This window comes from Niallia laureatilytica, assembly GCF_046613985.1.
Taxonomy (GTDB): Bacteria; Bacillota; Bacilli; order Bacillales; family Cytobacillaceae; genus Niallia.
In genome coordinates, this window is the sequence record NZ_JBKKHP010000012.1 from 13,088 (window position 1) to 35,474 (window position 22,387).

20 protein-coding genes and 1 pseudogene are annotated in these 22,387 nt (G+C 30.4%); 2 read left to right on the top strand and 19 right to left on the bottom strand.

Annotation, left to right across the window (positions count from 1 at the left end):
* Nucleotide 1: 1 nt before the first annotated feature.
* From ACLIJJ_RS22055 to ACLIJJ_RS22075, 5 genes and pseudogenes are all read right to left on the bottom strand, one after another.
* Nucleotides 2-841 (bottom strand): EndoU domain-containing protein, encoded by an 840-nt coding sequence (locus ACLIJJ_RS22055; RefSeq protein ID WP_411411754.1) that lies wholly within the window; start codon nt 839-841, stop codon nt 2-4.
* Between the two features lie 57 nt (nt 842-898).
* Nucleotides 899-1,822, bottom strand: a pseudogene (locus ACLIJJ_RS22060) (T7SS effector LXG polymorphic toxin); the annotation flags it as partial.
* Nucleotides 1,823-2,593: 771 nt separating this feature from the next.
* Complete coding sequence (locus tag ACLIJJ_RS22065) at nt 2,594-3,301, bottom strand: SDR family oxidoreductase (protein ID WP_411411687.1); 708 nt, start codon at nt 3,299-3,301, stop codon at nt 2,594-2,596.
* Nucleotides 3,298-4,545 (bottom strand): aminotransferase class III-fold pyridoxal phosphate-dependent enzyme, encoded by a 1,248-nt coding sequence (locus ACLIJJ_RS22070; RefSeq protein ID WP_411411688.1) that lies wholly within the window; start codon nt 4,543-4,545, stop codon nt 3,298-3,300. Before ACLIJJ_RS22070 ends, ACLIJJ_RS22065 begins: the two co-directional genes overlap by 4 nt.
* A complete protein-coding gene (locus ACLIJJ_RS22075) occupies nt 4,542-5,714 on the bottom strand; it encodes a hypothetical protein (protein ID WP_411411689.1) in 1,173 nt (390 codons plus the stop codon). Before ACLIJJ_RS22075 ends, ACLIJJ_RS22070 begins: the two co-directional genes overlap by 4 nt.
* Nucleotides 5,715-5,812: 98 nt before the next feature.
* On the opposite strand from ACLIJJ_RS22075, the gene ACLIJJ_RS22080 reads away from it, so the two are divergent.
* Nucleotides 5,813-6,538: a class I SAM-dependent methyltransferase gene (locus ACLIJJ_RS22080; protein WP_411411690.1), complete on the top strand. Its 726-nt coding sequence runs from the start codon at nt 5,813-5,815 to the stop codon at nt 6,536-6,538.
* A 13-nt stretch (nt 6,539-6,551) separates the two neighbouring features.
* On the opposite strand, the gene ACLIJJ_RS22085 is transcribed toward ACLIJJ_RS22080, so the two are convergent.
* The 3 genes from ACLIJJ_RS22085 to ACLIJJ_RS22095 form a co-directional block, all read right to left on the bottom strand.
* Nucleotides 6,552-7,496, bottom strand: coding sequence for a S8 family peptidase (locus ACLIJJ_RS22085; RefSeq protein ID WP_411411691.1), 945 nt, complete (start codon nt 7,494-7,496; stop codon nt 6,552-6,554).
* Nucleotides 7,483-9,093 carry a type 2 lanthipeptide synthetase LanM gene (lanM, locus tag ACLIJJ_RS22090; RefSeq protein ID WP_411411692.1) on the bottom strand — a complete coding sequence of 537 codons (1,611 nt, stop codon included), beginning with the start codon at nt 9,091-9,093 and terminating at the stop codon, nt 7,483-7,485. The genes ACLIJJ_RS22085 and lanM overlap by 14 nt, the downstream gene beginning before the upstream one ends.
* A 144-nt stretch (nt 9,094-9,237) precedes the next feature.
* On the bottom strand, nt 9,238-9,429 hold the full coding sequence (locus ACLIJJ_RS22095; RefSeq protein WP_411411693.1) for a hypothetical protein: 192 nt from the start codon (nt 9,427-9,429) through the stop codon (nt 9,238-9,240).
* 165 nt (nt 9,430-9,594) lie between these two features.
* Between ACLIJJ_RS22095 and ACLIJJ_RS22100 the strand changes: the two genes are divergently transcribed.
* The gene (locus ACLIJJ_RS22100) at nt 9,595-11,220 is read left to right on the top strand and encodes a MutS-related protein (protein ID WP_411411694.1); all 1,626 of its coding nucleotides are present in this window, start codon (nt 9,595-9,597) and stop codon (nt 11,218-11,220) included.
* A gap of 1,104 nt (nt 11,221-12,324) precedes the next feature.
* Here ACLIJJ_RS22100 and ACLIJJ_RS22105 read toward each other — a convergent pair.
* The 11 genes from ACLIJJ_RS22105 to ACLIJJ_RS22155 all read right to left on the bottom strand — a co-directional run bounded on the left by ACLIJJ_RS22105 (nt 12,325) and on the right by ACLIJJ_RS22155 (nt 22,377).
* On the bottom strand, nt 12,325-13,509 hold the full coding sequence (locus ACLIJJ_RS22105; protein WP_411411695.1) for a Ger(x)C family spore germination protein: 1,185 nt from the start codon (nt 13,507-13,509) through the stop codon (nt 12,325-12,327).
* Nucleotides 13,510-13,866: 357 nt separating this feature from the next.
* Entirely contained in the window at nt 13,867-14,370 is a 504-nt protein-coding gene (locus ACLIJJ_RS22110; protein WP_411411696.1) for a hypothetical protein, read from the bottom strand.
* Nucleotides 14,371-14,452: 82 nt separating this feature from the next.
* Entirely contained in the window at nt 14,453-14,770 is a 318-nt protein-coding gene (locus ACLIJJ_RS22115; protein WP_411411697.1) for a hypothetical protein, read from the bottom strand.
* 192 nt (nt 14,771-14,962) lie between these two features.
* A complete protein-coding gene (locus tag ACLIJJ_RS22120; protein WP_411411698.1) occupies nt 14,963-16,846 on the bottom strand; it encodes an FtsX-like permease family protein in 1,884 nt (627 codons plus the stop codon).
* Nucleotides 16,821-17,594, bottom strand: a complete 774-nt coding sequence (locus tag ACLIJJ_RS22125) for an ABC transporter ATP-binding protein (RefSeq protein ID WP_411411699.1) — start codon at nt 17,592-17,594, stop codon at nt 16,821-16,823. The genes ACLIJJ_RS22120 and ACLIJJ_RS22125 overlap by 26 nt, the downstream gene beginning before the upstream one ends.
* 158 nt (nt 17,595-17,752) lie before the next feature.
* A complete protein-coding gene (locus ACLIJJ_RS22130; protein ID WP_411411755.1) occupies nt 17,753-17,935 on the bottom strand; it encodes an ATP-binding protein in 183 nt (60 codons plus the stop codon).
* A complete protein-coding gene (locus ACLIJJ_RS22135) occupies nt 17,917-18,723 on the bottom strand; it encodes a sensor histidine kinase (RefSeq protein WP_411411700.1) in 807 nt (268 codons plus the stop codon). Before ACLIJJ_RS22135 ends, ACLIJJ_RS22130 begins: the two co-directional genes overlap by 19 nt.
* Nucleotides 18,720-19,421: a response regulator gene (locus ACLIJJ_RS22140; protein ID WP_411411701.1), complete on the bottom strand. Its 702-nt coding sequence runs from the start codon at nt 19,419-19,421 to the stop codon at nt 18,720-18,722. Before ACLIJJ_RS22140 ends, ACLIJJ_RS22135 begins: the two co-directional genes overlap by 4 nt.
* Before the next feature lie 522 nt (nt 19,422-19,943).
* Entirely contained in the window at nt 19,944-20,768 is an 825-nt protein-coding gene (locus ACLIJJ_RS22145) for an SMI1/KNR4 family protein (RefSeq protein ID WP_411411702.1), read from the bottom strand.
* A 170-nt stretch (nt 20,769-20,938) separates the two neighbouring features.
* Nucleotides 20,939-21,391 carry a replication initiation and membrane attachment family protein gene (locus ACLIJJ_RS22150; protein ID WP_411411703.1) on the bottom strand — a complete coding sequence of 151 codons (453 nt, stop codon included), beginning with the start codon at nt 21,389-21,391 and terminating at the stop codon, nt 20,939-20,941.
* Between the two features lie 422 nt (nt 21,392-21,813).
* Entirely contained in the window at nt 21,814-22,377 is a 564-nt protein-coding gene (locus ACLIJJ_RS22155; protein WP_411411704.1) for a hypothetical protein, read from the bottom strand.
* Nucleotides 22,378-22,387 lie beyond the last annotated feature (10 nt).

The following is a 22,387-nucleotide window of genomic DNA, read 5'->3' on the forward strand; positions in this document are numbered from 1 at the left end:
GTTAAACTCCTCTATAAATTGGATATGCGGTTGCTATTGAACCGTCACTATTTAAATACATCTCAATTGTAATACCAGAGCTACTTGTGCCAGAATATTTATTATTGCCAATCTGCCGTTTATTTTCGAAAGCTTCACTAATAGCTTCTAAAACTTGTACACGATCCCAATCTTTTGGGAAAAAACTAGATTTTGCAATTTTTCTAATACCACTAATTTCTACATTAGCTCTATAAACCCCATTAATATCTGGTAATGTTTCTGTTTCAGGTATTATTTTACCACCCATCATACTTTCATGGTGATATCCTACTGCTTTGTCACGCCTATTAATTTCCCCATGAAATATATGTTCCATCGTTTTATTATTATACTTACTTATTTCCTCACTATTATAATTACGGCCAGAAAGCATACTAAGTATTTCTTCCTTTTCATGGCTAACTGATTTTACTTCCTCTTTGTTTACAGTCTTCATAAAATCACTCATAGGAGCAATTCCGTTGGCTGTCATTAGTTTAGGATAGCTCCCAAGACTTTGTCCAAGTTCATCCATCCAACCTTTAGTCTCATCTCTACCTTGCCTTGTAATCTGGGCAGTCACGTTGAAAGCTTCTTGCCCGATTTGAGTTGCGTTCTTTGCTATACCTGGAACGAAAGGCATACCAGCAAAGATGCTCTGAGATAGACTTGCTTGCCGTTGTTCTTCTGTAATTTCGTTTCCGAACATATCTTTGCCTGTCACGTATTCGGACAGACCATTGGCGGATAGGAGGCCGTAGATTCCCATTTCGGTTTTTTCAAGGGACGAGAATGCTTGAACATTTTTGTAGGTACTCATTGCCTGTTCAGCAGCACTGATTCCTTTTGCTGCTGAATAGATGCCTTTGCCTCCTTTAATGGCTCTTCCTGCCCAACCAACTATTGGAATAAAGCCTGCTGCCGCCATGACTGCGGAGGTGACCTTTTGAGAACCTGACATCTTTTCACCCGTGACGGGATCAACTCCTTCGACTGCCCGCTTGTAATCATAATAGCCGGTGAATTCGCCGACGAAGCTTTTTATACCGCCCCACACTTTCTCTGATGTAGGCTGTTCCGCTATTTCTCTTGCTTCTTGCTCTTCTTTTTTATATGTAATGTAGCCTAAAGTGGCAGCTTCTGCTTCTCCTTTTAGCTTGTAGACATCACTGGAGTGATAGGTGTCTACATCGAAATGGATTGGGGAGATGCTGCTTCCTTGTTTTGTTGCGCCTACTAAGGCACCTAATAACTGGATAGCATAGACTTCTTCCCCTTGAGAAGAAAGATACTCCTCTTTGAGCTCTTGGTCTATATCTTCAACTGCCTCGATAGTTTTTGTCCGCTTCTTGCTTGCGTCCATCATTAAATCGTCGAAGGACCTGCGGGAAAAAGCATCTAATGAAATAAGATCATCTATATCCCGAAAGATAGTTTCCAAGGCGCTTCGTTGCTCGGTAATCATCTCATCTGCCTGGCGTTCCTTTTGGACAAGGTCTTCTGAAAGGAAGGCTGTATCTACTTTTGTGCTGCCTCCTAAATCCTTTTCGCTGAGCTTTCTGCTAACGCTTTCGAAAAAAGCGACTTGTCTGTCAAACAGCCTCTGCCACGCTTATATAACTTCTATTTGACCTTGGTAAAAAGCTTTAATCGCTTCAGCACCTCTTCCTTCGAAATCGTCTAAATCAATAATCTCTTGAAAAGCTTTCCGCAAAGCGGCAAACTGATTGCTAAGCTTATCGTAATGCTGCGCTCTTTGTTCCATTGTATCACGCAAACTAGATGCGTTTAGTATCTTCATTTTTCTGCCTCTCTTTTCTAAGGATATAATAACTATTACATCCAGTTTGTTACCATTATCCACATCCTTTAATTGTAAAATAGAGATTAGGTAGATTGTATAGGCAAAAAGTTTTAAATAATTATCTTGATATTATTGATTTTTTCCTTGCTAACTTGTTCTAGAGCTTAATAGCTTTCAATCTTAATACAACTACATCTGACTGCACTTTATGAACAGCTGGTGGAAATGTTGTTTCTCCATATCATAATGTAAGGTGGAATTATTTCATTAAATCCCCTTAAAATATAAAAAAAAAAGCACCCTTATAAAAATAAGAGTGCTTTTCCCATTCTATATAATCAACTGAATAGGTTACCCAACTTTTTTTTTAATAGACCGGGAAACTAGTTAATAATTATAAATATGCTACTAATGTATCTAATAACAACCTATACTAGATTATCACTAAGCAAACAATATACATTGGATGCCTTTGTTTCTCTCTTATAAATTTGTATATTTATTTTTAAAATCAAAAGCTATTTTTATCGGATACTACATTACTTTCTTTGCTATTTTGTTCTTCAAGATGTAAGTTGAAGAACACCAAATAAAATCAAAAAGAAAAGCCTTACTAGGCTTTTCTTTTTGATATACGACCTGCAATATTAAAAATGGATTTTTTTATTGTTTCGTAAAGTTGGCAATTGAGTATTTCTATTGAGGATATTAGCCTTGAAAACAAATCTTAATGCTAGATTAATTTTATCTGAAAATGCACATTAGTTATTAAGGTAATGTGTAGCCATAATCTACAATAATATTTTGACCTCTAATAGCATCACTTTTTGAAGACATTAAAAAGGAAATTGTGTGTGCAATATCTTCTGGTAATACAAAACGTTTATATGGAATCTTACTCCTTAATTTTTCTCCTTTATACGAATCTAGATACTTTTTTCCTCTTTCTGAATACACATATCCGGGTGATATTGCATTTAGTTTTACATCCATATTATCTAGTTTAGAAAACTCAATAGATAGATTTTTAATTAAATGTATCAATGCAGCTTTTGAAGTTCCATAATCTATTCTCTGCTCATGGGCTACAACACCATTCTGGGAAGCAATAACTACTATGGAACACTTTTTATAAAAATGAGGAAAAAGATATTTCAAGATAAACAGGGATGATTTCAAATTGGAATTAAAGGTTAAATCCCATTCATTTGAAGTTACAGAAAAAAAATCGTTCATTAAATTTATCCCTTGGAAAAATATAATACCAGTAATTTTTAATGATTTTTTTTGGCAATATTCAGCTAAATCCTCTAAATCTTTAGAGTTATTAGCATCAAACTTAAATTCATTACCTTCTACATCTGTATTTAAATAAGTTGTATTAGACTTGTCTAGCAGTAGATAATTATCAGGATAATTATCTACATAATTTCTAGCTAAGGTTCCATTAGAACCAATTATTACGATTCTCTTCATAAACTCTCAGCAACTTTTCTAAATAGTATATTTAAAGCCATTTCTAACTTTTTCTGGCTAATAAGTAAATTAGGATGGATTGTAATACCAGATGTATTGTCAATATTCTCATAAATATATACAAGGATACCCATATTTTTTAAAGTTTCTCTTATTCTAATTACTTTATCAAGATCATTTATTGGGATGGAGAACATAGCTCCTTTTCCGGTTATCTCAACTGAATATTTACTAGAATACAGGTAAACTAACTTCTCTATCTCCTGGACATTATGTTTTATTTGTTGTTCATTTTCTATATAGTACTCTAAAGTCGTAATAGCTGATGAAATACCTAAAACGTTTCCACTTTGTGTAGAAAAATGGTTAATATTTTGTTTTTCTAAACATCTGTATGTATAATCATCAATTATGACCGCTCCAAATGGTAAAGCTCCATTATTTATAGATTTGCTTAATATAACCACATTTGGTTTATTTTTTAAGCTAGTATGTGCAAATCTATTGCCTGTTCTATAAAAACCTGTACTCACCTCATCAAAGATAGTTAAAACTTCATATTTCTTACAAAAAGAAACTATCTCCTCTAAATATTCACTAGCTATAGAAATACTACCTCCAGATCCTAATATTGGTTCAATAATAAAACTAGAAATATTTAAGTGGTTTGTTTCTATAGTATTAAGAATATTATTTAAGCCCTGTTCGTTAATGGGTGGATCCACAATAATAACGTTATTTGCTGTTTCATAAGCATGTTCAAGTCCAAAAAACTTATGACTTACAGACATAGAGCCGAAAAAGGTTCCGTGGTAACTGTTTTTAAAAACAATTATTTTATTACCTTCTTTTTTAACATGCTTCGCAAAATCTTGGGAAATCTTTACGCCTATTTCGACTCCCTCTGAACCACTATTAGTAAAAGTAACAGATTTAAAGTCACTTCTCTCCACTCCATCATTCATAAAACTTAATAATGATGAAGCATACAAATTATAATCAGGCGTATCATATGAATTTATATCAATATAAGGGATTTGATTATCTAGTATATTATCAAATCTTGCTTTCATTCGATTAGTAAGCTCTTTGTTATAACCTAAACTTACATTCCACAGACCACTGCGTAAATCTAAATATTTCTTTGAAGGAGTATATAAATAATCACCATCTGCATGGGTAATATTTAGATTAGATGAAGGACCATTCTTTATATCATTACTGGTAACAAAATAACTGTTCATCGTAAAACCCTTTCTCTAGTATAGTTCTCTAGTGTTAAAATAAATTGGTTAATCGTTTCTTTACTAAAATTAAGATCGTCCAACAATTTAGAATCTAGTTGATTTTTAATATAAAATTCAAGGATTACAAGAAAATTATTATCTACTCTAAATAATTTTCTTGAAGTAAGATCATATAAAAAATAATTATTTTCATTAAAAAAGCCAATATATTTATTGTTTTGTACTTTTGTAGGTGGTAAGAAACCAAAATTATATGGTGTAATTACATTTAATTGTCCTAAATTCATATAAGAGCCTAAAGTAGCTATTAAATTAAATGTTGTTGCTTCTGATAATGTAAATTCCGATTCTCGATTTATGGATTGTCTGTTTTTTAAATTATTTAAATTTAGTGAATCCAAATCCAATAATCTCTCTGACATCTTAAAGTCTGAAAAAACCCCTTCATTTGATAGAAATATTCTATTATTACGATCTAATCCTAGTAAGCTACCAAAGTCTAAAATACCTTCTGCCTTATAGGAATTAATAATTCCTTTATTAATAAATAATAAAATATTATCTTTCAAACTTTCTTTATCAATTGATTCATATTTGTTTAAATCTAAGTAAGATTCATTTAAATAAATAAATGGATAGACAGTACTTTCACCAGAAATATCACTAGTAACTATTGCTGTATTAATAGAAGATTTTAAAAAGAATTCTAATGTAATTTTATTAATTAGCTTACTATCCTTTAAGTAAATATGTTTTAAAACATTATTAGGAATATTGGTTTCGTATATTCCCGTGATAAATGAATAACTTCCTGCTCTCAAATATGACTCTTCATCATAACTATTATCAATTTGTTCTACCTTTAAATTGCTTTCTAGATTCAACATTTCCCCATATCTTAAAACTAAATCTTTATCATACACGCTAAAAATTTGTTCATTATATGTAGTGTTAAGTAATTTAGCAATTTCAATTATTCTTTCACCATTAGCAATAAAAACAAAGGAAGTGTAGTCCTGAAATTCACAGTAATCTAAAAAGTCCTCCCAATTTTCAAAGTCTAATAGACAAAGATCATATTGTTGATTTAAATTGTTCATCTCTAAATCCCTTTGAACTAATATCCCTTTTTTTGTTTCATGTAAGTAACAAAGTCCTATTCTCAAGTTACATACCCCCACATTATTTATTTTATTTCCAATTATATCCTTTTAAGTAAAAAAAAGTAATGTTATAATTATAAAAAAAAGATTGGAGTTAAAAGATGTTTTTTGATATTTTCCAAAAAAAATACGAAAGCAACACAACAGTAGTTAAAGATTTCTATAGTGATAAGGACATCGTCTCATATTACAACCAAGAGCCTGATTATTCTGATGAGCTTCTCTTTTATCTGAACAATCTAGATAAAGAAAAGAAAACCCTTGAAATTGGTGCAGGAAACGGAAGAATATTGATTCCTTTACTAGAAAAAGGGATAAATATATATGGAATAGAGCCCTCCCAAGAGATGCTATCTAAGATAATTTCTAATGACATACGTAAGCGTATATTGAATATTACACTTCAAGATTTTATAAAAAATGAAAAACCGATATATGATCAAATAATTATTCCAGCAACAAGTATCTCTCTTTTTTCACCGAGTGACATTAGAAATTTTCTTACCCATTATGTACAGAATATGCCATTAACAACTCTAAAATTGGTATTTGATATTTTGGATAGTGAATCTTTAAAAACCAAAAATGGTAAAATATACAAATTTAAAGATAACGATAAAAAAATATATTCAGCAAATTATATCCAAGAAAACAAATTATTTAATAATATTTATATAAAAAATGGTATTAATGAAAAACTTGGTGTATCAGTTAAATATATATACGATGACAATATCGTCAAAGATATCTTAGATGGATTTAATTTCAAGATAATAAAAACAAGGGATCAAGACATCATTCGGTTAGTAATTACGCTACAAAAATGAATCTTGATGTTACTCAAGATATTGAATTAATATAATTTAATATCTTGAGTAAATCAGGATAATAAGATCCATTAATTATTTTTGAGTTTTCTTCTAATAGGCGTATTGTACTCCTATTGTCTAATATTTTATGAAATTTTCGGTAATAACAGGATCTTAGAACTGCTACGATACCAGTTAACTTAGCAGCAGAGAAACTTTCTCCACTCATAAATGAGTATCCTAAAGGTAACCCAGTATGTTTTGAGATATTATGACTTAATTCTATAGGTAAATATACAGGTACAAACTCTATCTCTTTCGTTGAATTCGAATCAAATATAGGGTTTACATCATAATCCCCTGTAGGTAAACAAAAGTCTGCAGAAATATTAGAGTTAACTTTTTCTCCACTCTTATTTAATCCTTGGCATGATAATACGTTCTCAAACGAACTTGGATAGTGGCGGCTATCTTCACCTTTGTATCCAGATGAAGAAATACAGATAACATCTCTCTTATATAATTCGTCAAATAACATTTCTAATTTTTCTATTTGGCTATTTTGTTCTAAATCACTCTCTAAATAAAATCCAAAGCTCATGTTTAATACGGATAATCCATCGTTTAAAGCAGATTCTAAAGCTTCTATGAAAAATGGTATCTTAGATTGATTCTTATGATTCGTAATTTTATAGCTTATTATTTCAATTTCTGGGGCAATTCCAGGAATTATTCCATTTCCAGATATTTGGCCAGCAATCATAGTTCCATGACCAGCCAAATCCACTTCTGGCTCTGAATCAATTAAAGATATACATTTATTCACATTGTTTAAACCTGGATGACTCCTATCAACACCACTATCAATAATACCTACTTTTATTTGAGATATACCCTTTTCTATTTTGAGTGTTTGATATTCATGAGTAACCATCCTAATATCCCATGATTTACTTATAAACTCATTTTTGTCCATGCTTATCTAATCCTAATATTTCTTCAAGAAGTAATACTTGATGATCAAAGTCTCTTAATTTTAGTGTTTTTATTTTATCTATCAAGACACTGTAAGGCGTTTGTAATAGCTCATAACTTGTTTTTACATCATTATTAACATAAATAATATTTTCGTCTGCATAAGTATAAAAGTATGGAATGTCAAAGTTCAAAATAGATAAAATTTCATTATTTTTAATATCACCCTCAAAAATCTGTAAGTTATTACTTATAAAATCTTTTTGAGTTTCATAGCTCTTAATATAATCAGGATGTGTTGATTTAACCATTATTTCGTGATATTTCATTGTTGGCCTAAAAATAACTCGAATTTTTAACCTTTTAAAATCATTTAATGGGGACTCTTCACTAAGTAAGAAATCTTTATGCTGGACCAAAATATTATTTAAGTCTCTAATAGCATCTACGATATTTTTTTTGTACTTCGTATTTAAAGTTACTTTTTCTGAATTAATTTGCGGAATATTATATTGACTAGGTAATGTATAGTACTCTTTAGAGAAACAAATATTGTCGTTATCTAAATTTATTAGAACTTCGTTAACCTTATTTGTAAGACCATTATCACCTGTTAAACCATTAATGTTCACTTTGCTATTATTATTAGGAAACAAACCAGTAGACAGAATATCGTAAGGATATCCATGTAAATTGGGTTGCAACAATGTTTCGTTGTCAATTAGAACAGGATGTTGTTTATGGGCAATTAAATTTTCATAATGATAATCAGATCCATTCAAGAGGAAGGCCACCCCAGCGATGTATCCAAAATTAGTATAGTATTCAGAAATCTCTTCTTCCGTTTCACACGTAGCATAGCTTACTTTTTCTTCCCATGCGTGATTTCTTTTATTAATTCTAGTAGGAGAATAATGTGTATACGCAGAGTTCTTAGATAACCAAATTAATAGATTATCAAATGCTGTTGAAACGTCATTATTTCTCGGTTTATATATAATGGATTTATTTTTAAAATCTACTTCCGAAACTACTTTTCCGTTGTTATGTGAATCTCCTAAAAATAAATTAATTGATGTTAGGCTATCTTCTTTATTAATCCCCAACTTCTCATTTATTAAATCAAAATCCTTATTAAGATTCCTAATAATATTTAGGAAGTTTTCTATAAAGTACGTCATTCTCAATAATAATAAGATTAATAGTTGTTCATATAAATTAAAAAAATTTGCATAACTATTTTTGTCTTTAGACAAGTCATACAAAAAAAGCAGTAATCTCTTTGATGAATCCTCTTCATCACCAGTATACTCAAGTTTTTTTATTTGGAGCTCAAGAACCAAGCTTCTTACAACTGGATTCATTAATTCCTTTGCCAAGTTTTGTTTGAATTGTTCTTGTATGTCATTGATATTGGATTTGTATTGGAGTGAAATATCTTGTACAAAACTACATGAATAGTTAACAAAGGGGCCTAAAAAATCATAAATGTTTTCTTGCTTCTTCGCCTCAGAAAAATCGTAATTATCCAATATTTCTCCTAAAATATCAAAGTGTTTCCCATTTTGAATGTTCTGTTTTATTTCTTTTAATAACAAATTTTTAATCCTCCTTTAATTTTAAATAGATATAGTTAATATATGGTTTTTCTCAAAAAATTTATTAAATAAAAAAGAGAAGGCTCCCTTTTATATCAGATAGAGATTCTAATAGATAAAAAGGGGCCTACCTCCTGGTTTAAATTAAGTGAAAACGATAGTAGCCGCAATAAGTTCGGCACAAGTAGTAGAGCTATAAATAACAGTTTGCCATGTTTCAGCATTAATATCGACTTCGTTAATATTAAAATTAACCATAGCATCACCAGATGGGTGGCTAAATGAGCCGTCACGCAATTCAGGATTACGTAATTTTTCAATCAATTCTCTATTCATATGTAACACCTCCTAACAATTACCAGTATATACCTTCAATTTGGAAATTTCAACAATAAATTGCAAATTTATACAAAAAAATTGTAAAAAAAAACATTTTTGGAAGAATTAAGTCCTTTCTGTTATTATAATAATAGAGTCTATATGAAAGATTAGGAGGATTTTATGTTTTATCTTTATTTATTGATTGCTGTTACAGGAGTAACTATTTTAGTTAACACGTATTATTCCTATAAAAGAAGAAAACTAGTTTTAACATTATGGGATAGAAATTCTATATTAGATGTTATGCCAAATTATCATGAAACCTTTAAATATTTTTATGAAAATTCAAAAGTTAGCTCCAATGATAGTTATTGTGTGGATGAAATCACCTGGAATGATTTAAATATGAATAAAATATTTAAAAAAATTAATTTTACTTTTACATCTGTTGGGGAGGAATTATTGTTCTACAGATTAAAAAGAGCACATGAGGAATATTGGTTCGATGAAGAATTAATAAAAAAAATTACTGAAGATAGACAATATAGGATTAAGTTGTCATTGATTTTATCCGCATTAGGAAAATCAACACATGCGAATTCTTCAAAATACATTTTTGAAAAACCTAACTATAAAGTTAATAAAATATATTTTCTACTTAGTGTTCTTCCAATTATAGGAGTTATATTAATGTTTTTTTCACTTCCTATTGGATTAATAGTTACTTTTATTAGTGTATTAATTAATTCATTCCTGTTTTATATTACTCGTGGAAAAAATGAAGAAGAATTTGATAGTGTATTCTATTGTTTGAATATTATTCTTACATCCAGGAAACTAGCAAAATTAAATAATGATACAGATTTTTTAAAGCGAACGAATAAGTTAAAGAGAGCCCCTTATATTAGTGTGTTATTATTAAAAGATGATCCCACAGCAAGTAATTTGGTGCTTCAACTATTTACATTAGTTAAATCTATCTTTTTAATTGACTATTTTGTATTCCATTACATAATAAAGATTTTAAGCACTAATAAAGATATTTATGAAGTCGCATGGAGAAAAACCGGTGAAATTGACTGTTGCTATTCCGTAGGATTATGGAGAAAAACACTTCCTTTCTACAGCTTACCAAAATACTCTAATAATGGTTCCTTAATCATTCAGGATGGATATCATCCCTTGTTAAGCGATCCAGTTGGAAATGACTTTCAATTTAATAAAGATATTCTCCTTACCGGTTCAAACGCTTCAGGTAAGTCTACTTTTATTAAAACAATTGCCCTTAACATTATCTTGTCACAGGCATTAAATACGAGTACCAGTAAAGAAATTACCTTAACCAGAGGTTTGGTCTATTCTTCAATGGCAATGTCCGATGATATTGAAAAAGGACAAAGTTATTTCTTAAGTGAAATATCAGCATTAAAGAGAATATTTGATATACGAAATGATAGTAAAGATACATTGATGTATCTATTTGTAGATGAAATTTTTAAAGGTACAAATACAGTTGAAAGAGTTGCCGCTGCAGAGTCTGTTTTAAATTATTTAAGTGATTATAACGAAACAAGGATTATGGCAGCAACCCATGATTTAGAACTTACCGACAAGTTATCAACAAAATATACCAATTTCCATTTTAGAGAGCATATAATTAATGACGAAATAATCTTTGATTATTCAATTAAAGTAGGTCCGTCTAAGACAAAAAATGCAATTGAATTACTGAGGATAACAAATTTCCCTGAAAGAGTATATAAAGAGGCACTAATTAATTCCAAGGAGCTTTTAAGCAAGCTATAATGGAGAAAGAAAGGTATCTCCCTCTACATATATGAAGTCAGAATGAAATCAAATCGAGGTATTCGCAAAATTTGCCCATTATGAAAAGTATGTAATCCTGTAGCATTGTCATCTTAGAAATATTTTCTTCTTAGGCGATACATTTATAAAATATTAAAAGCATGTTTTGAGATTTATTCAAAACATGCTTTATTATTATGGAACAAATTATTTGCCCGGCTTGATAGCTAATATAAAAATTAAGTACTTTAATATCCTACAGTCATTCTTCCCACTCCCACTGCCTGGTTAGAGATTTACATGATAAATTAGTATCATTATAAATATAATTCATATTCTTTTAGTTACTAATTAGCTGTAAATTTTCTTTTTCTGACTCGGAGGATGAGTACAATTCATAGTATCTTCCTTTGAGGTTAATTAAGTGTGTATTGCAAAATAGAAGTGCGTAATATTGTGAATAAATTTCTATATTAAAAGAGATTCTCGGTAATCTTTCTTTTTTAAGAGCGCGACAACCATTTTAAAAGATGCTTGAAATAAAATTAATATGAATAACAATTATAAGAATAGAATTCTAACACTCCATAAACATAACAGGAATATAAAAGAGTTACTGATATTTGCAGTCCCACAGGAGGGGAAGTTATTATAAGCCAGATTCCTTCCTATCCTAGTCCTTGGTTTAATTCCGACTTAAGATAAAAGAAGGAACATAAACTATTTAATTTTTCCCGTTTCCTTCGTGCTTTTCTACTCTACTATTTAGACTTTTTGCTTTTTATAGGCAATCCCCTTCGGTAGCATTTTTATTTAATGAATTTGACCGTTCTGGATATTTGTTATTAGAATACGGCTAGTATAGGAATCTGGAGTAGTAAATTAACCATTTGGCTAAAAAGACATATTAACCAAAATGAATTGTTTACTTAACAATTTTATCGCTACCTTCGTTAGGGATAAGGTATATTTATACTCATTAAGACACCCTTTTTCTACTTGATACAGTTTTATTTAGAAAATTGACGTCCATTCTAACGATTTAGCTATTATTTCAGACATTTAGTGGATAAATAAAGGATTATTTATTTATCTATTTTCAATTTACTTCATAATTAAGCGGTCTTTTCTTAAACCACTTCTTTTAATTTCTGAATTGAAAGAAATATGTACTTTCGATTTAGCATATCCATCATCCCAAGTATCTTTATATTTCTTAAAATGTTGATAATCCTGCTCTCTTAATATATCTCCTAATCCAAAAATATCTGCATTATATTCCTCTTTTGTTTTTTTAACAAAGGTACCTATCTCTTTTTCCATTTTATTGTTAATACTTTCTTCATATTTTTCAAAGGAATAGGGTTCCCCTATATTCCGGAAACAGTCTGTCCCATCTAAAGAACCTTCTGTTTTAATTTTTATATAAAAGTGAGGAATTCCATTTTTCTCTTTAGCAGTAATTTTAGTTTTTGAATGAGTAATACGATATCCAAACTTTTTTTCACCTTCACATTTTGCAGTCAATGTTGTAGTCTTTATCTTTCCTTGTACAAAAAGCATGTCTCGAACCTCAAAAAGTGATGCATATCCTGCTAGCTTATTATTCTTGATAACCCCCAAAGAAGTTACATCTACTTCACTTTCAGGTACTTCACTTTTCAGGTTTTCAACACTTCCTCCTTTTTTAGGATCTCCCACTACCTTTACAGCAGGAAGTACAGGAGCTTGGCCCTCGGAATTATAGATGCGAGTAAAATCATTTAATTTTACATCGGGAGTCCCACCCCAGTCCTTTTGCATAGTAGTTAATTGGGTAAATAATTTCAAAGCAGCACTCTTTCTATACATATTTGTTACCTTTAACACATCGCCAGCACTTCCACCTTTTGCGATTACAATGGCAAAATCATCTCTTATCTGTCTATTACGATCAAAAAAGTCCATAAATTCTAACATGCCTACTTTAACCACTTCTTCACTAATAGCCAATACCCTCATATGAGAATAGATAGGGATAGTAGCATTTATGATATTAAATTTTGCTACCAGTTCTCCAATTGTGTTACCCTCCAACGAAGCAACACTTGAAGGGGCAAAACCTGTCGCTGTTTTGACATTCATTTCTCTTGCTTCCGTAGTTTCAATTGTTAATTTATATTTGAATGATTCCCCTTTATCTACAGCCATCCCTGTTACAATGGAGGTTTTCGCCAGTTCCCTTCTGTCCCAACATCCTGTTAATAAGGTACCTAGACAAATAAGAATTATATATTTTGACCACTTCATAATTTAAACTCCTCAAGACCAATAATTAATCATTTATTATGTTGTGTATCAATGAAAAAAATATCCTTATTTGAACAATTTATACCTTAAGATATAAAAATTAAGTTGATTTTCCCTCTTCAGTAGTATTTATTTTTAATTATTCAACGAAACATGGATTTGAAAATAAAAGCTAGAAAACATAGTTTAAAGATTTAACACTGATAAGTAGCTCAGATACCAGTTTGGATAATACAACTTTAATCTTAAAAGCAATCTATAAAAGGTTAGCCACAAGCATTTATTTTGTATATACTGGGACCTCCATCGTATAAATAGCAGCAAATTACATTTAGTAGGAGAAGAATTAAGACATTTTCAGATATAAATAAGAAACAAAAAACATGCTGAAAAGATAAAACAAGCAGTAAAAAATACCATAAAAAGCCTGGACCTAATACGATATCCTATTAGGACTCCAATTCCCGCTGTTACTAAAGTAAACCAGAGAACCAGCTCATTTGGTAATGCTAGAGTAACAAGTATATTTGATATAACCATCCACCATGCTATTATTATTACCTCTCGGTGATTAGAATAAAATGGAATCAGTACTAGACCCAACAAAAAACTAAAAAGAATTGTAAAGATTGCTGGCATTAGCAAATATAAAATAGAGTTAATCATAAATAAGCTAAAGGCAATTAGAACGATTAGTCCCAATCCACTCGAAGTAGATTTTTTCCAACCTTTAATAGAAGTTGCAAATAAAATTAAAACTAATAAAGCATATATCCATTCTGTACCAGGACGAAAATTTGACAACTGATACAGAAGGATATTTCCAAAGAGTACGACAGCATAAAAGATCCATTTTTTCATTTAATTTCTCCCCTTAGTAAGGAACTGATGCTGCTAAGTTAATATTAAAGTGAAACCATTACCTTAGTTTATTATTAGTCTTTTACAGTCCATACAACATTTCTTCCTTTGAAACAACTCTCCAACCATGCTTCTTAAGATTTTGTATATAGTTCTCAATTTTTATTTCTTCCCTGTTTGATACAAGTGGTTGTAATGAGACCAAGCATTCATTCAATTCATAATTAATTGTTACTTTAACTACCTCATATCCATTATGAAATTCCGGTTGAAAACCAGGATCTTCTATAATATCCCCTCTCACAGGACGGAAATCCGAGTCAAATTTTTTCATCATTACTGTTCCATTATTGTTTTGATTTTGAATTGACGAAATAAAGGTAAGTAGATTTATATTCATTATTTATCCCCATTTCTTTATTAAAATATTTCTTATATATTATACTCAAAATAAACTAATTAATATTAATAAATAAAGGCTCTCAGGCAAGAGATTAACAAGTAATTACTGAATGTACCGTACGCACTAGTTAAAGCACATAATACATATAGATTAATAATCTATTATTTAAAAAATAAGTTGAGGATTTTTTTATCGATATACATATTCCTTTAAATTTTTAATGTAACTAGAACGAATAGCAAGAAAGTATAGTAGCTGTAACCCAAAAAATCCTAATATTGTAATAACACCATTATGTAAAATCTTAGGAAATCCACCTTCTCTTTGTAGTACATGTAGTGCAAATGCTGTGTCTATAACAGCAAGTAAAAATGGCAAGAAAAAGAGAATACCTATTTGAAGACTTGCGTTTCTTACCATTTCTTTTTCACTAAGCCCTATTTTTGCTAGTGATTTATATTTTTTTCTATCCTCGTACAAGTCCGTATATAATCTAAAATATAAAAAGCTTCCTGCTGCAAGAACAAATATTATAGCAATAAATAATCCAATGAATAAACTTAAGCTCGGTATTTGGACATTTGCATAATAATCAATAGCCCTTGAGGTATACTCAGCATTTGGGTTATATGTTTCCCCTACTATATAACTATCTATTGCTTGGCTCATATCTAGCGTGTCTTTCCAATTTGGAATCTGGAATCCATAAATGGATAGTGTGTCGCTACTTTGTTTCAAATGATCATAGCTTTCCTCATTAATAACTAGAATTTGAGCAAGAGAAGAAATAGGTCTTTCAATGGACTGTAATACAATGCTCATATTTTGATCAAGTAATTTTATGCTAGATTTATTACGCTGAAACTGCTCTTGATTTCCTGCATAAGAACCATAGTAAATCCCTTCTCCTTTTTCAAGATTTACTTTTTCAAATCCTGGAAAAAATGAAGATGCATCTTTTTGAGAAATCACTAACAAACGATAAAACGTTTCTTTTTGAATATTTTCATACTGATAGATATCTATGCCTTCTACTTTTTGCTGTGAGTAGTTAATACTCTTTTCATTAAATTGATTCTGAATAAAATCCAGCTGATTTTTTTCATCCTTATTCGTTGGATAAGATATTAGTTCCATTTCAAAAGGAGACACTTGTTTAGGAATTATTGATTTCATAGTAGCTAAAGTTCCTGTAGAGGTAAAAGCTACAGCGGAAACAATACTAACGATAAAGAATAAACGCGCGTTGTCTCTAACGTGGTACATTAAATCCGAAATCCAAAGTAGGTTTGTTCCCTTTCTGTAAAACTTCTTATTCCTTTTAAGTAGCTTTAGGATCCAAACACTCAATTGACTATAAAACAAGTAAGTACCTATTACAGTCAAAATAAGAATAATCGCACCAGTCATCATATCAGTCTTTGCTATCAACGCCATTCCATATCCTGTTCCCAAAAATAAAACGCCTAAAAGTGATAGTATCAAGGAAGGCTTTAGCTCTTTTTTGGGTTTTTCTGTCCCTTTCAATAAGGAAATCGTGTTTTCGGAACGAATTATAAACAATGTAAACTGTGAAATGAAAGTAAACAGAAGTAAAAATACTCCAAACGTTAAAACAAATGCCTTCCATGGAAGGTATAGCGGCAGGGCCTCCATCTCGACTATATATGTTCCAGCCGTAAAAAACATTTTTGCTAGGACCGTTCCACCGAGAATTCCAGTCAGAATAGAAACCATTCCAATGAAAATGTTCTCACATGTAATAAGCAAACGAAGTTGTTTAGGAGATCCTCCCTGTATGGATAGAATTCCAAATTCCTTCTTTCTTGTCTTTAAAAAAGCACTTGCTGAATAAAGGATGAAAAATATAGAGAATCCAAAAATGACCCACTCCGCAAATACCATCCCTTTTTTTGCAATGCTATTCATATACCCTTTCTCTAATGCAGGATGAAAAATAAACATTGCAAACATGAAGAAAATCATTACAGCAAATGAACTACTTAAATAAAAAGCTAGGTATGATCGTAAGTTACGAGTAATGTTTTTATAAGCGAACTGCGGAAAAGTCATTTGAATCTCCTCCTAACATGGATAGGACATCCAGAATTTGTTGAAAGAATAATTTTTGATTATCGCCTCTATAAATTTCGTTATACAGTTTTCCGTCTTTGATAAAGATTACACGATGACAAAAACTAGCTGCATAGGAATCATGTGTTACCATTAACATCGTTGTTTTTTCTTTTTTATTTATGGTCTGCATCGTCTGCATTACATCTTTTGATGACTTAGAATCTAAATTCCCAGTTGGCTCGTCAGCCAGCAGCAAAGAAGGTTGATGAATAATAGCCCTCGCCATTGCGGCACGTTGCTTTTGTCCACCAGACACTTCATACGTACGTTTATTCAATATGTTATCAATCCCAAGCTTTTTTGATATATTTCCTATTCTTCTGTTTATTTCCTTTGAATCAGTTCTTTCCAAAGTTAAAGGTAACATGATATTTTCTTCAATAGTTAATGTATCAAGTAAATTAAAGTCTTGAAATACAAATCCTAGTTCTTTTCGCCGGAATCTTGCTAGTTTATCTTTCTTTAAATTATGTGGTATTTCACCGTTAATTAGGATTTCTCCAGATGTTGGACGGTCAATCGTAGAGACTAAATTTAATAAAGTTGTTTTACCTGAACCCGATGGTCCCATAATCCCAATGAATTCCCCATTATCCACACTAAATGAAACATTTGTTAATGCCTGAAAATTAGATTTTCCATTATAAACTTTGTTAATATTATTTACTTGTAAAACAGTTGTCATTAGAAGGTGTCTCCTCTATTGTTTATTTATGTATTTATTCTAATAATAATATGTATTTTCAGAAATAGAGATATCTTAAATTAACCTTACATTTTTGTAAGAAAGCAAAGAAAGTACACTTATATCCAAATAAAAAAAGTCCTACCTGTAGTAAGACTTTAAAAATATATCTTGAATGATGTTCCTTTTCCCACTTCGGAATGAAGTTTAATCTCATGTTGTAGCTTGCTCATAATTTCTTGTACTAAATATAACCCCATTCCTGTTGACTCATGATATAATCGGCCATTTACCCCAGTGAAGTAAGGATTGAAAACCCTCTTTATATCTTCAGAAGGAATTCAATGCCAAAGTCTCTTATCTCTAAAATAATATTTTCGTCTTGTTTTCCCACCAGAAAGTGAATGGTATCACTTTTATTAGTTGAATATTTTACTGCATTTGAGATAATTTGACCTATAGCGAAATGTAGCCACTTCTTATCCGTAACCACATATAAATTATTATCTGGGATTTGCTTTTTAGGGACTATTTTATTTTGAATAAATAAGCGTTTATTATCTATAATTATCTCATTTAAAAAGTCTTGAAGTAGGATTGTTTCAATAGTATAGTCCTTTTCAAACATGGATAGTCTTGATGAATATAGTACTGTTTTTAAACCATCCTCTAAACGGTATACTTCTTTTCGAATACTTTGAAATAACTCTTCATCATTATCTTGAATCATTAGGTGGATAACGGATAATGGAGTTTTCATTTGATGGACCCATTGATTGATAAAAGTAACTCTCTCCTCTAAATCTGCTTGAACATGTTGAATCTGGTTATTATAAGCTTGTGTAATTTTATTATGTCTTTCATAAAGGGCTTCAGATAATTCACCTTTTCCTAAATATGGAACATTAAGTACATTACTTTGATCTTCTTTTAGCCATCGATAAACTCGGACATCCTGTACCCACCTATATAGAAGATAAAAAACGATTGAGAGAATCTGTATCATAAAAACATACAATAAGTGAGCCTTGTCTTGAAATCCTAAAAACCAATAATAAAAAAATATAAAAACTCCTTGTAACAATGTAACAAGGAGTAAAGGTAGATGAGAACGAAGAAATAATTTCATTCTATTTCCTCCCAAGTACATCTTAGTCTATAGCCTGATCCACGAACTGTTTCAATTGCATGATTAATACCAAACTCAGAAAGTCGTTTTCTCACTCGTGTGATATATACATTTAACGTATTTTCATCTACATAAATATCTGTATTCCACATCTTGTCCATTAATCGATCACGACTAGTTATCTTTTCTCCTCTTTCTAGCAATACTTCGAATAGGAGTGCCTCCTTTTTAGATATCTCAACGGAATGAGACTTAAAACGAAGCTCCATTCTTTCTGGTAAAAAAGCTAGACCATGAAAGCTTATGGTTCGTTCACCAGCACTTTGAGCATATTCTCCATACACACGACGCAAGTGGCTATTGATTTTTGCAATAACCAAATCATAGGAAAAGGGCTTTGTGATATAGTCGTCTCCGCCATTTTCTAAAGCCATTATTTGATCCATTGTACCTTCCCGTGCAGAAATAAAAATGATGGGACAGGTAGAATATTTACGGATCTGCCTACACCAATAATAACCATCAAAGGTAGGTAAATTAATATCCAATAAAACTAATTCAGGTTCTTCTTTAATAAATCTTTCTAATATACTATCAAACTGTTCTAATTTTATTGTTTTAAATCCAAATTTCTCTATATGTTGAGCTAAAAGTGACCGCAAGTCATTATTATCTTCTATAATCATGATTTTCTTCATTCTACCCCTCCTATCAGGTTCATTATTTGCCGAAAAGTAATTACCTTATCTATTAAATTAAACGGTTATTTCAGTTTGCGTACAAATATTCCTAACCAACACAAGGTATAAATCTTCTCTTGATTCATTTATTATAGTAATAGTAAAAAGATATCTATTCATCACATTTAATACCTTCTCCACTATAATAACCTATTAAGACCCTTTAGATGTAATGGGAATCTATTAAATAAAAGAGTTTAATTTTTCAATAGAACCTTCTTCATCATTATCTATTACTTATTGCACTCTTTAGATTACATTTGTTAGGTTTGAGCATGCAGTATTTTAAAGAAATCCCTTAGTTGAATTTATTTCAAATTTTATTAATTCATATGAATGCGTAAAATTATTTTAAATTCCATCCTTTTGCTAAAGCCCCCGTTTGTTTAAGTACATTTATTCACAAACTCCCCTTTTTAGTTCTTTTTTTTTAGTTACACAATACATAAAAAATCAGCCACCAAATAGCAGCTGATTCCTTTATTTTGCCTGGTTTTCTATTATATCATTATAAAAATACTTAATATCTGAATGGTTTTCATTTTTGAATATATCCATTACTAAATTAATTAATTTGTTGTCTTTTATATTACCACTACTTATGGAACGCCATAAACATTCAGCAGCAGCTAAGCGTATATCCTCATTAGAATGCTGGATAAATTTTATAAGTTTTTCTATAAATATATCATTCTCTTGTATAAAACCTGCATTTGCATCAAAGTGCATATGAATACCTTCTACTATTTCATCAGTATCCACACTTTCCATTAGTTCAATGGATCTTCTTTTAGAATCTTGTAGGTGTTTTCTTAATTCTTCCCATTCTTCTGCGTCTTCCGGATTCTCTTCATCTTCTTCGTATAAATTATTCACCATTGATGAAAAATCTTCATAGATTTTAGTTATCTTATCTTCTGTCGTATCTATGTACACGACTGTTGGGTTCTCTTCATTAGTTCTATAATCAAGGGCTACAAAGTAATGACCATCTCCACTGATTAGAATAAGATTTTTCTCTTTAACTCCCCACTCTTCGAGTAAATAATTTGATTCCATGATACCTTTTTCTTTCTTAATTCCTAATAAATAATCAAAAAGTATATGGTCTTCTGCCCAATCATTTTTAAAATTTACCGGTAAACGATTTTTTTCTAAACAGCCGCCATTTTGTTCCTTCAGTAGATCAATGTAAGCCTGAGGTAATTTAATATTGAAAGCCTTTTCAGCTAGTTCGATATCTTTTTTATTAATGATTTGTAATTTATATGGGTCGTCTCTTAAATTATAATTCCAAAATTCCAATTAAATCCCTACCAATACTTTTTTATTTAATTTTATTACAGGAATGCTGCCCTGTTAGTGCCTGAGGTATTTATAAAAAAGCATTAATCCTTTTTGGATCAACACCTACGATAATTTCAATTTTTTATTAGCTTTATTATTTAAATATCATCCCTTTAGGAGAAACTCATTTATTTTTCTTTTTCCTGTATCTGTACTTCACTTACAAATTTTATTGCCTGTTCTACAGTTAATATATTATTTTCTTTCCACCTTTCCCCCATTTCTTTAACAATCGGATGCAACAATCCAATTTTACTAAACGCCATAACATACTGTAGTAAAACGATTATTACTTCATTATTTAGTCCTAATGCTTCCAAGTCCTTGATCAAATTTAAATCCTCTTCTTTAATAGTACCATTGGAATCTTTAAGCATTTCAATAGGTGTAGTCATTTTCACTTCATTTACATACCACTCATCGTAAGTCATTCCAGTTTTAGCTTTAAATTCTTTTTCTTCTCTTGCTTTAATCTCCTTAAGAGTCATTCCATGTAATTCTTTAAATATCTCTTCTTCTGTTAAACCTTCATCTATAATTTTGCCTATACCTTTTTTAGTTGTTGCCTTTTTATTATCCATCCTTTTCTCCTTTATTTAGTGATATAAAATTTTATATTCTATAAACGATATAAGAATCCTCTTCTTCAACAAAACTGCCCTGTTTCTCCCATAAGCTAGTTTTTCATATATTACAGGAATGCTGCCATTATAGTTCCATAAGACTTTAACAACAGGGTATAAATCCTTATTGAATCAAAGCCCTCTATTATTTAATAGTAACTATTCACAAACTATTACTTAAGTTCTTATGCTGTCCAGGTTTTTACATAAAGAAAGGTTAAGCCATAAATAAAATTCAGTTTTAAGTTATGTTTTTATTCAATATCTCCATTAATCCTTAGTATGTTACAACACATTAGAAATGTCTGTTAATAAATGTAATCGCAAAATAAAAAGCCCCACTCAATTTGAGGGCGCTTTTTACTATGCAAAAATTAATATTAATTATTAAAAGACCATGCCTTATTAATATCAAAAAATTTAGCAACAACTTCTTGTTTTTCATTTAGTATATCTAGTTTATAATTTGCTGGTTCTAATGCTTGATTAAGTTGATCATCAGATAAGTTTTCAACTAACCCACTATTAAGGTTTATGGAATAAAAACTTTTATTAACATCCTTTTTTGAAGGTGAATCTAGATTTATACTAACAGGTATTGGCGGACTTTTAGGGTCAAGTATATCGACTAATTTTGAAGATTTTTCAGAGATTGTTACATACCATGTACTATTCATCTTCGATAACTTCTCAATATAGCTATCTCTTATGCCTATATTTATTTTAAAATTCAACCCATTATTTCTTTTTTCAATTTTTAATGGTTCCCATGCAATATTATCACCAGTAAGATCGTCTGCAGAAATATTTTTGTTAGTTTCTGATGATGAAACTTCTTCTTGTTGATTGTTTCTAATACCCTCTGATGTAGTCTTATCACAACCGACTAGTGTTAAACCTAAGATAATTAGAATAAGGCTTAATGAAAAAGTTCTTTTTAGCATTTAGTTTTAT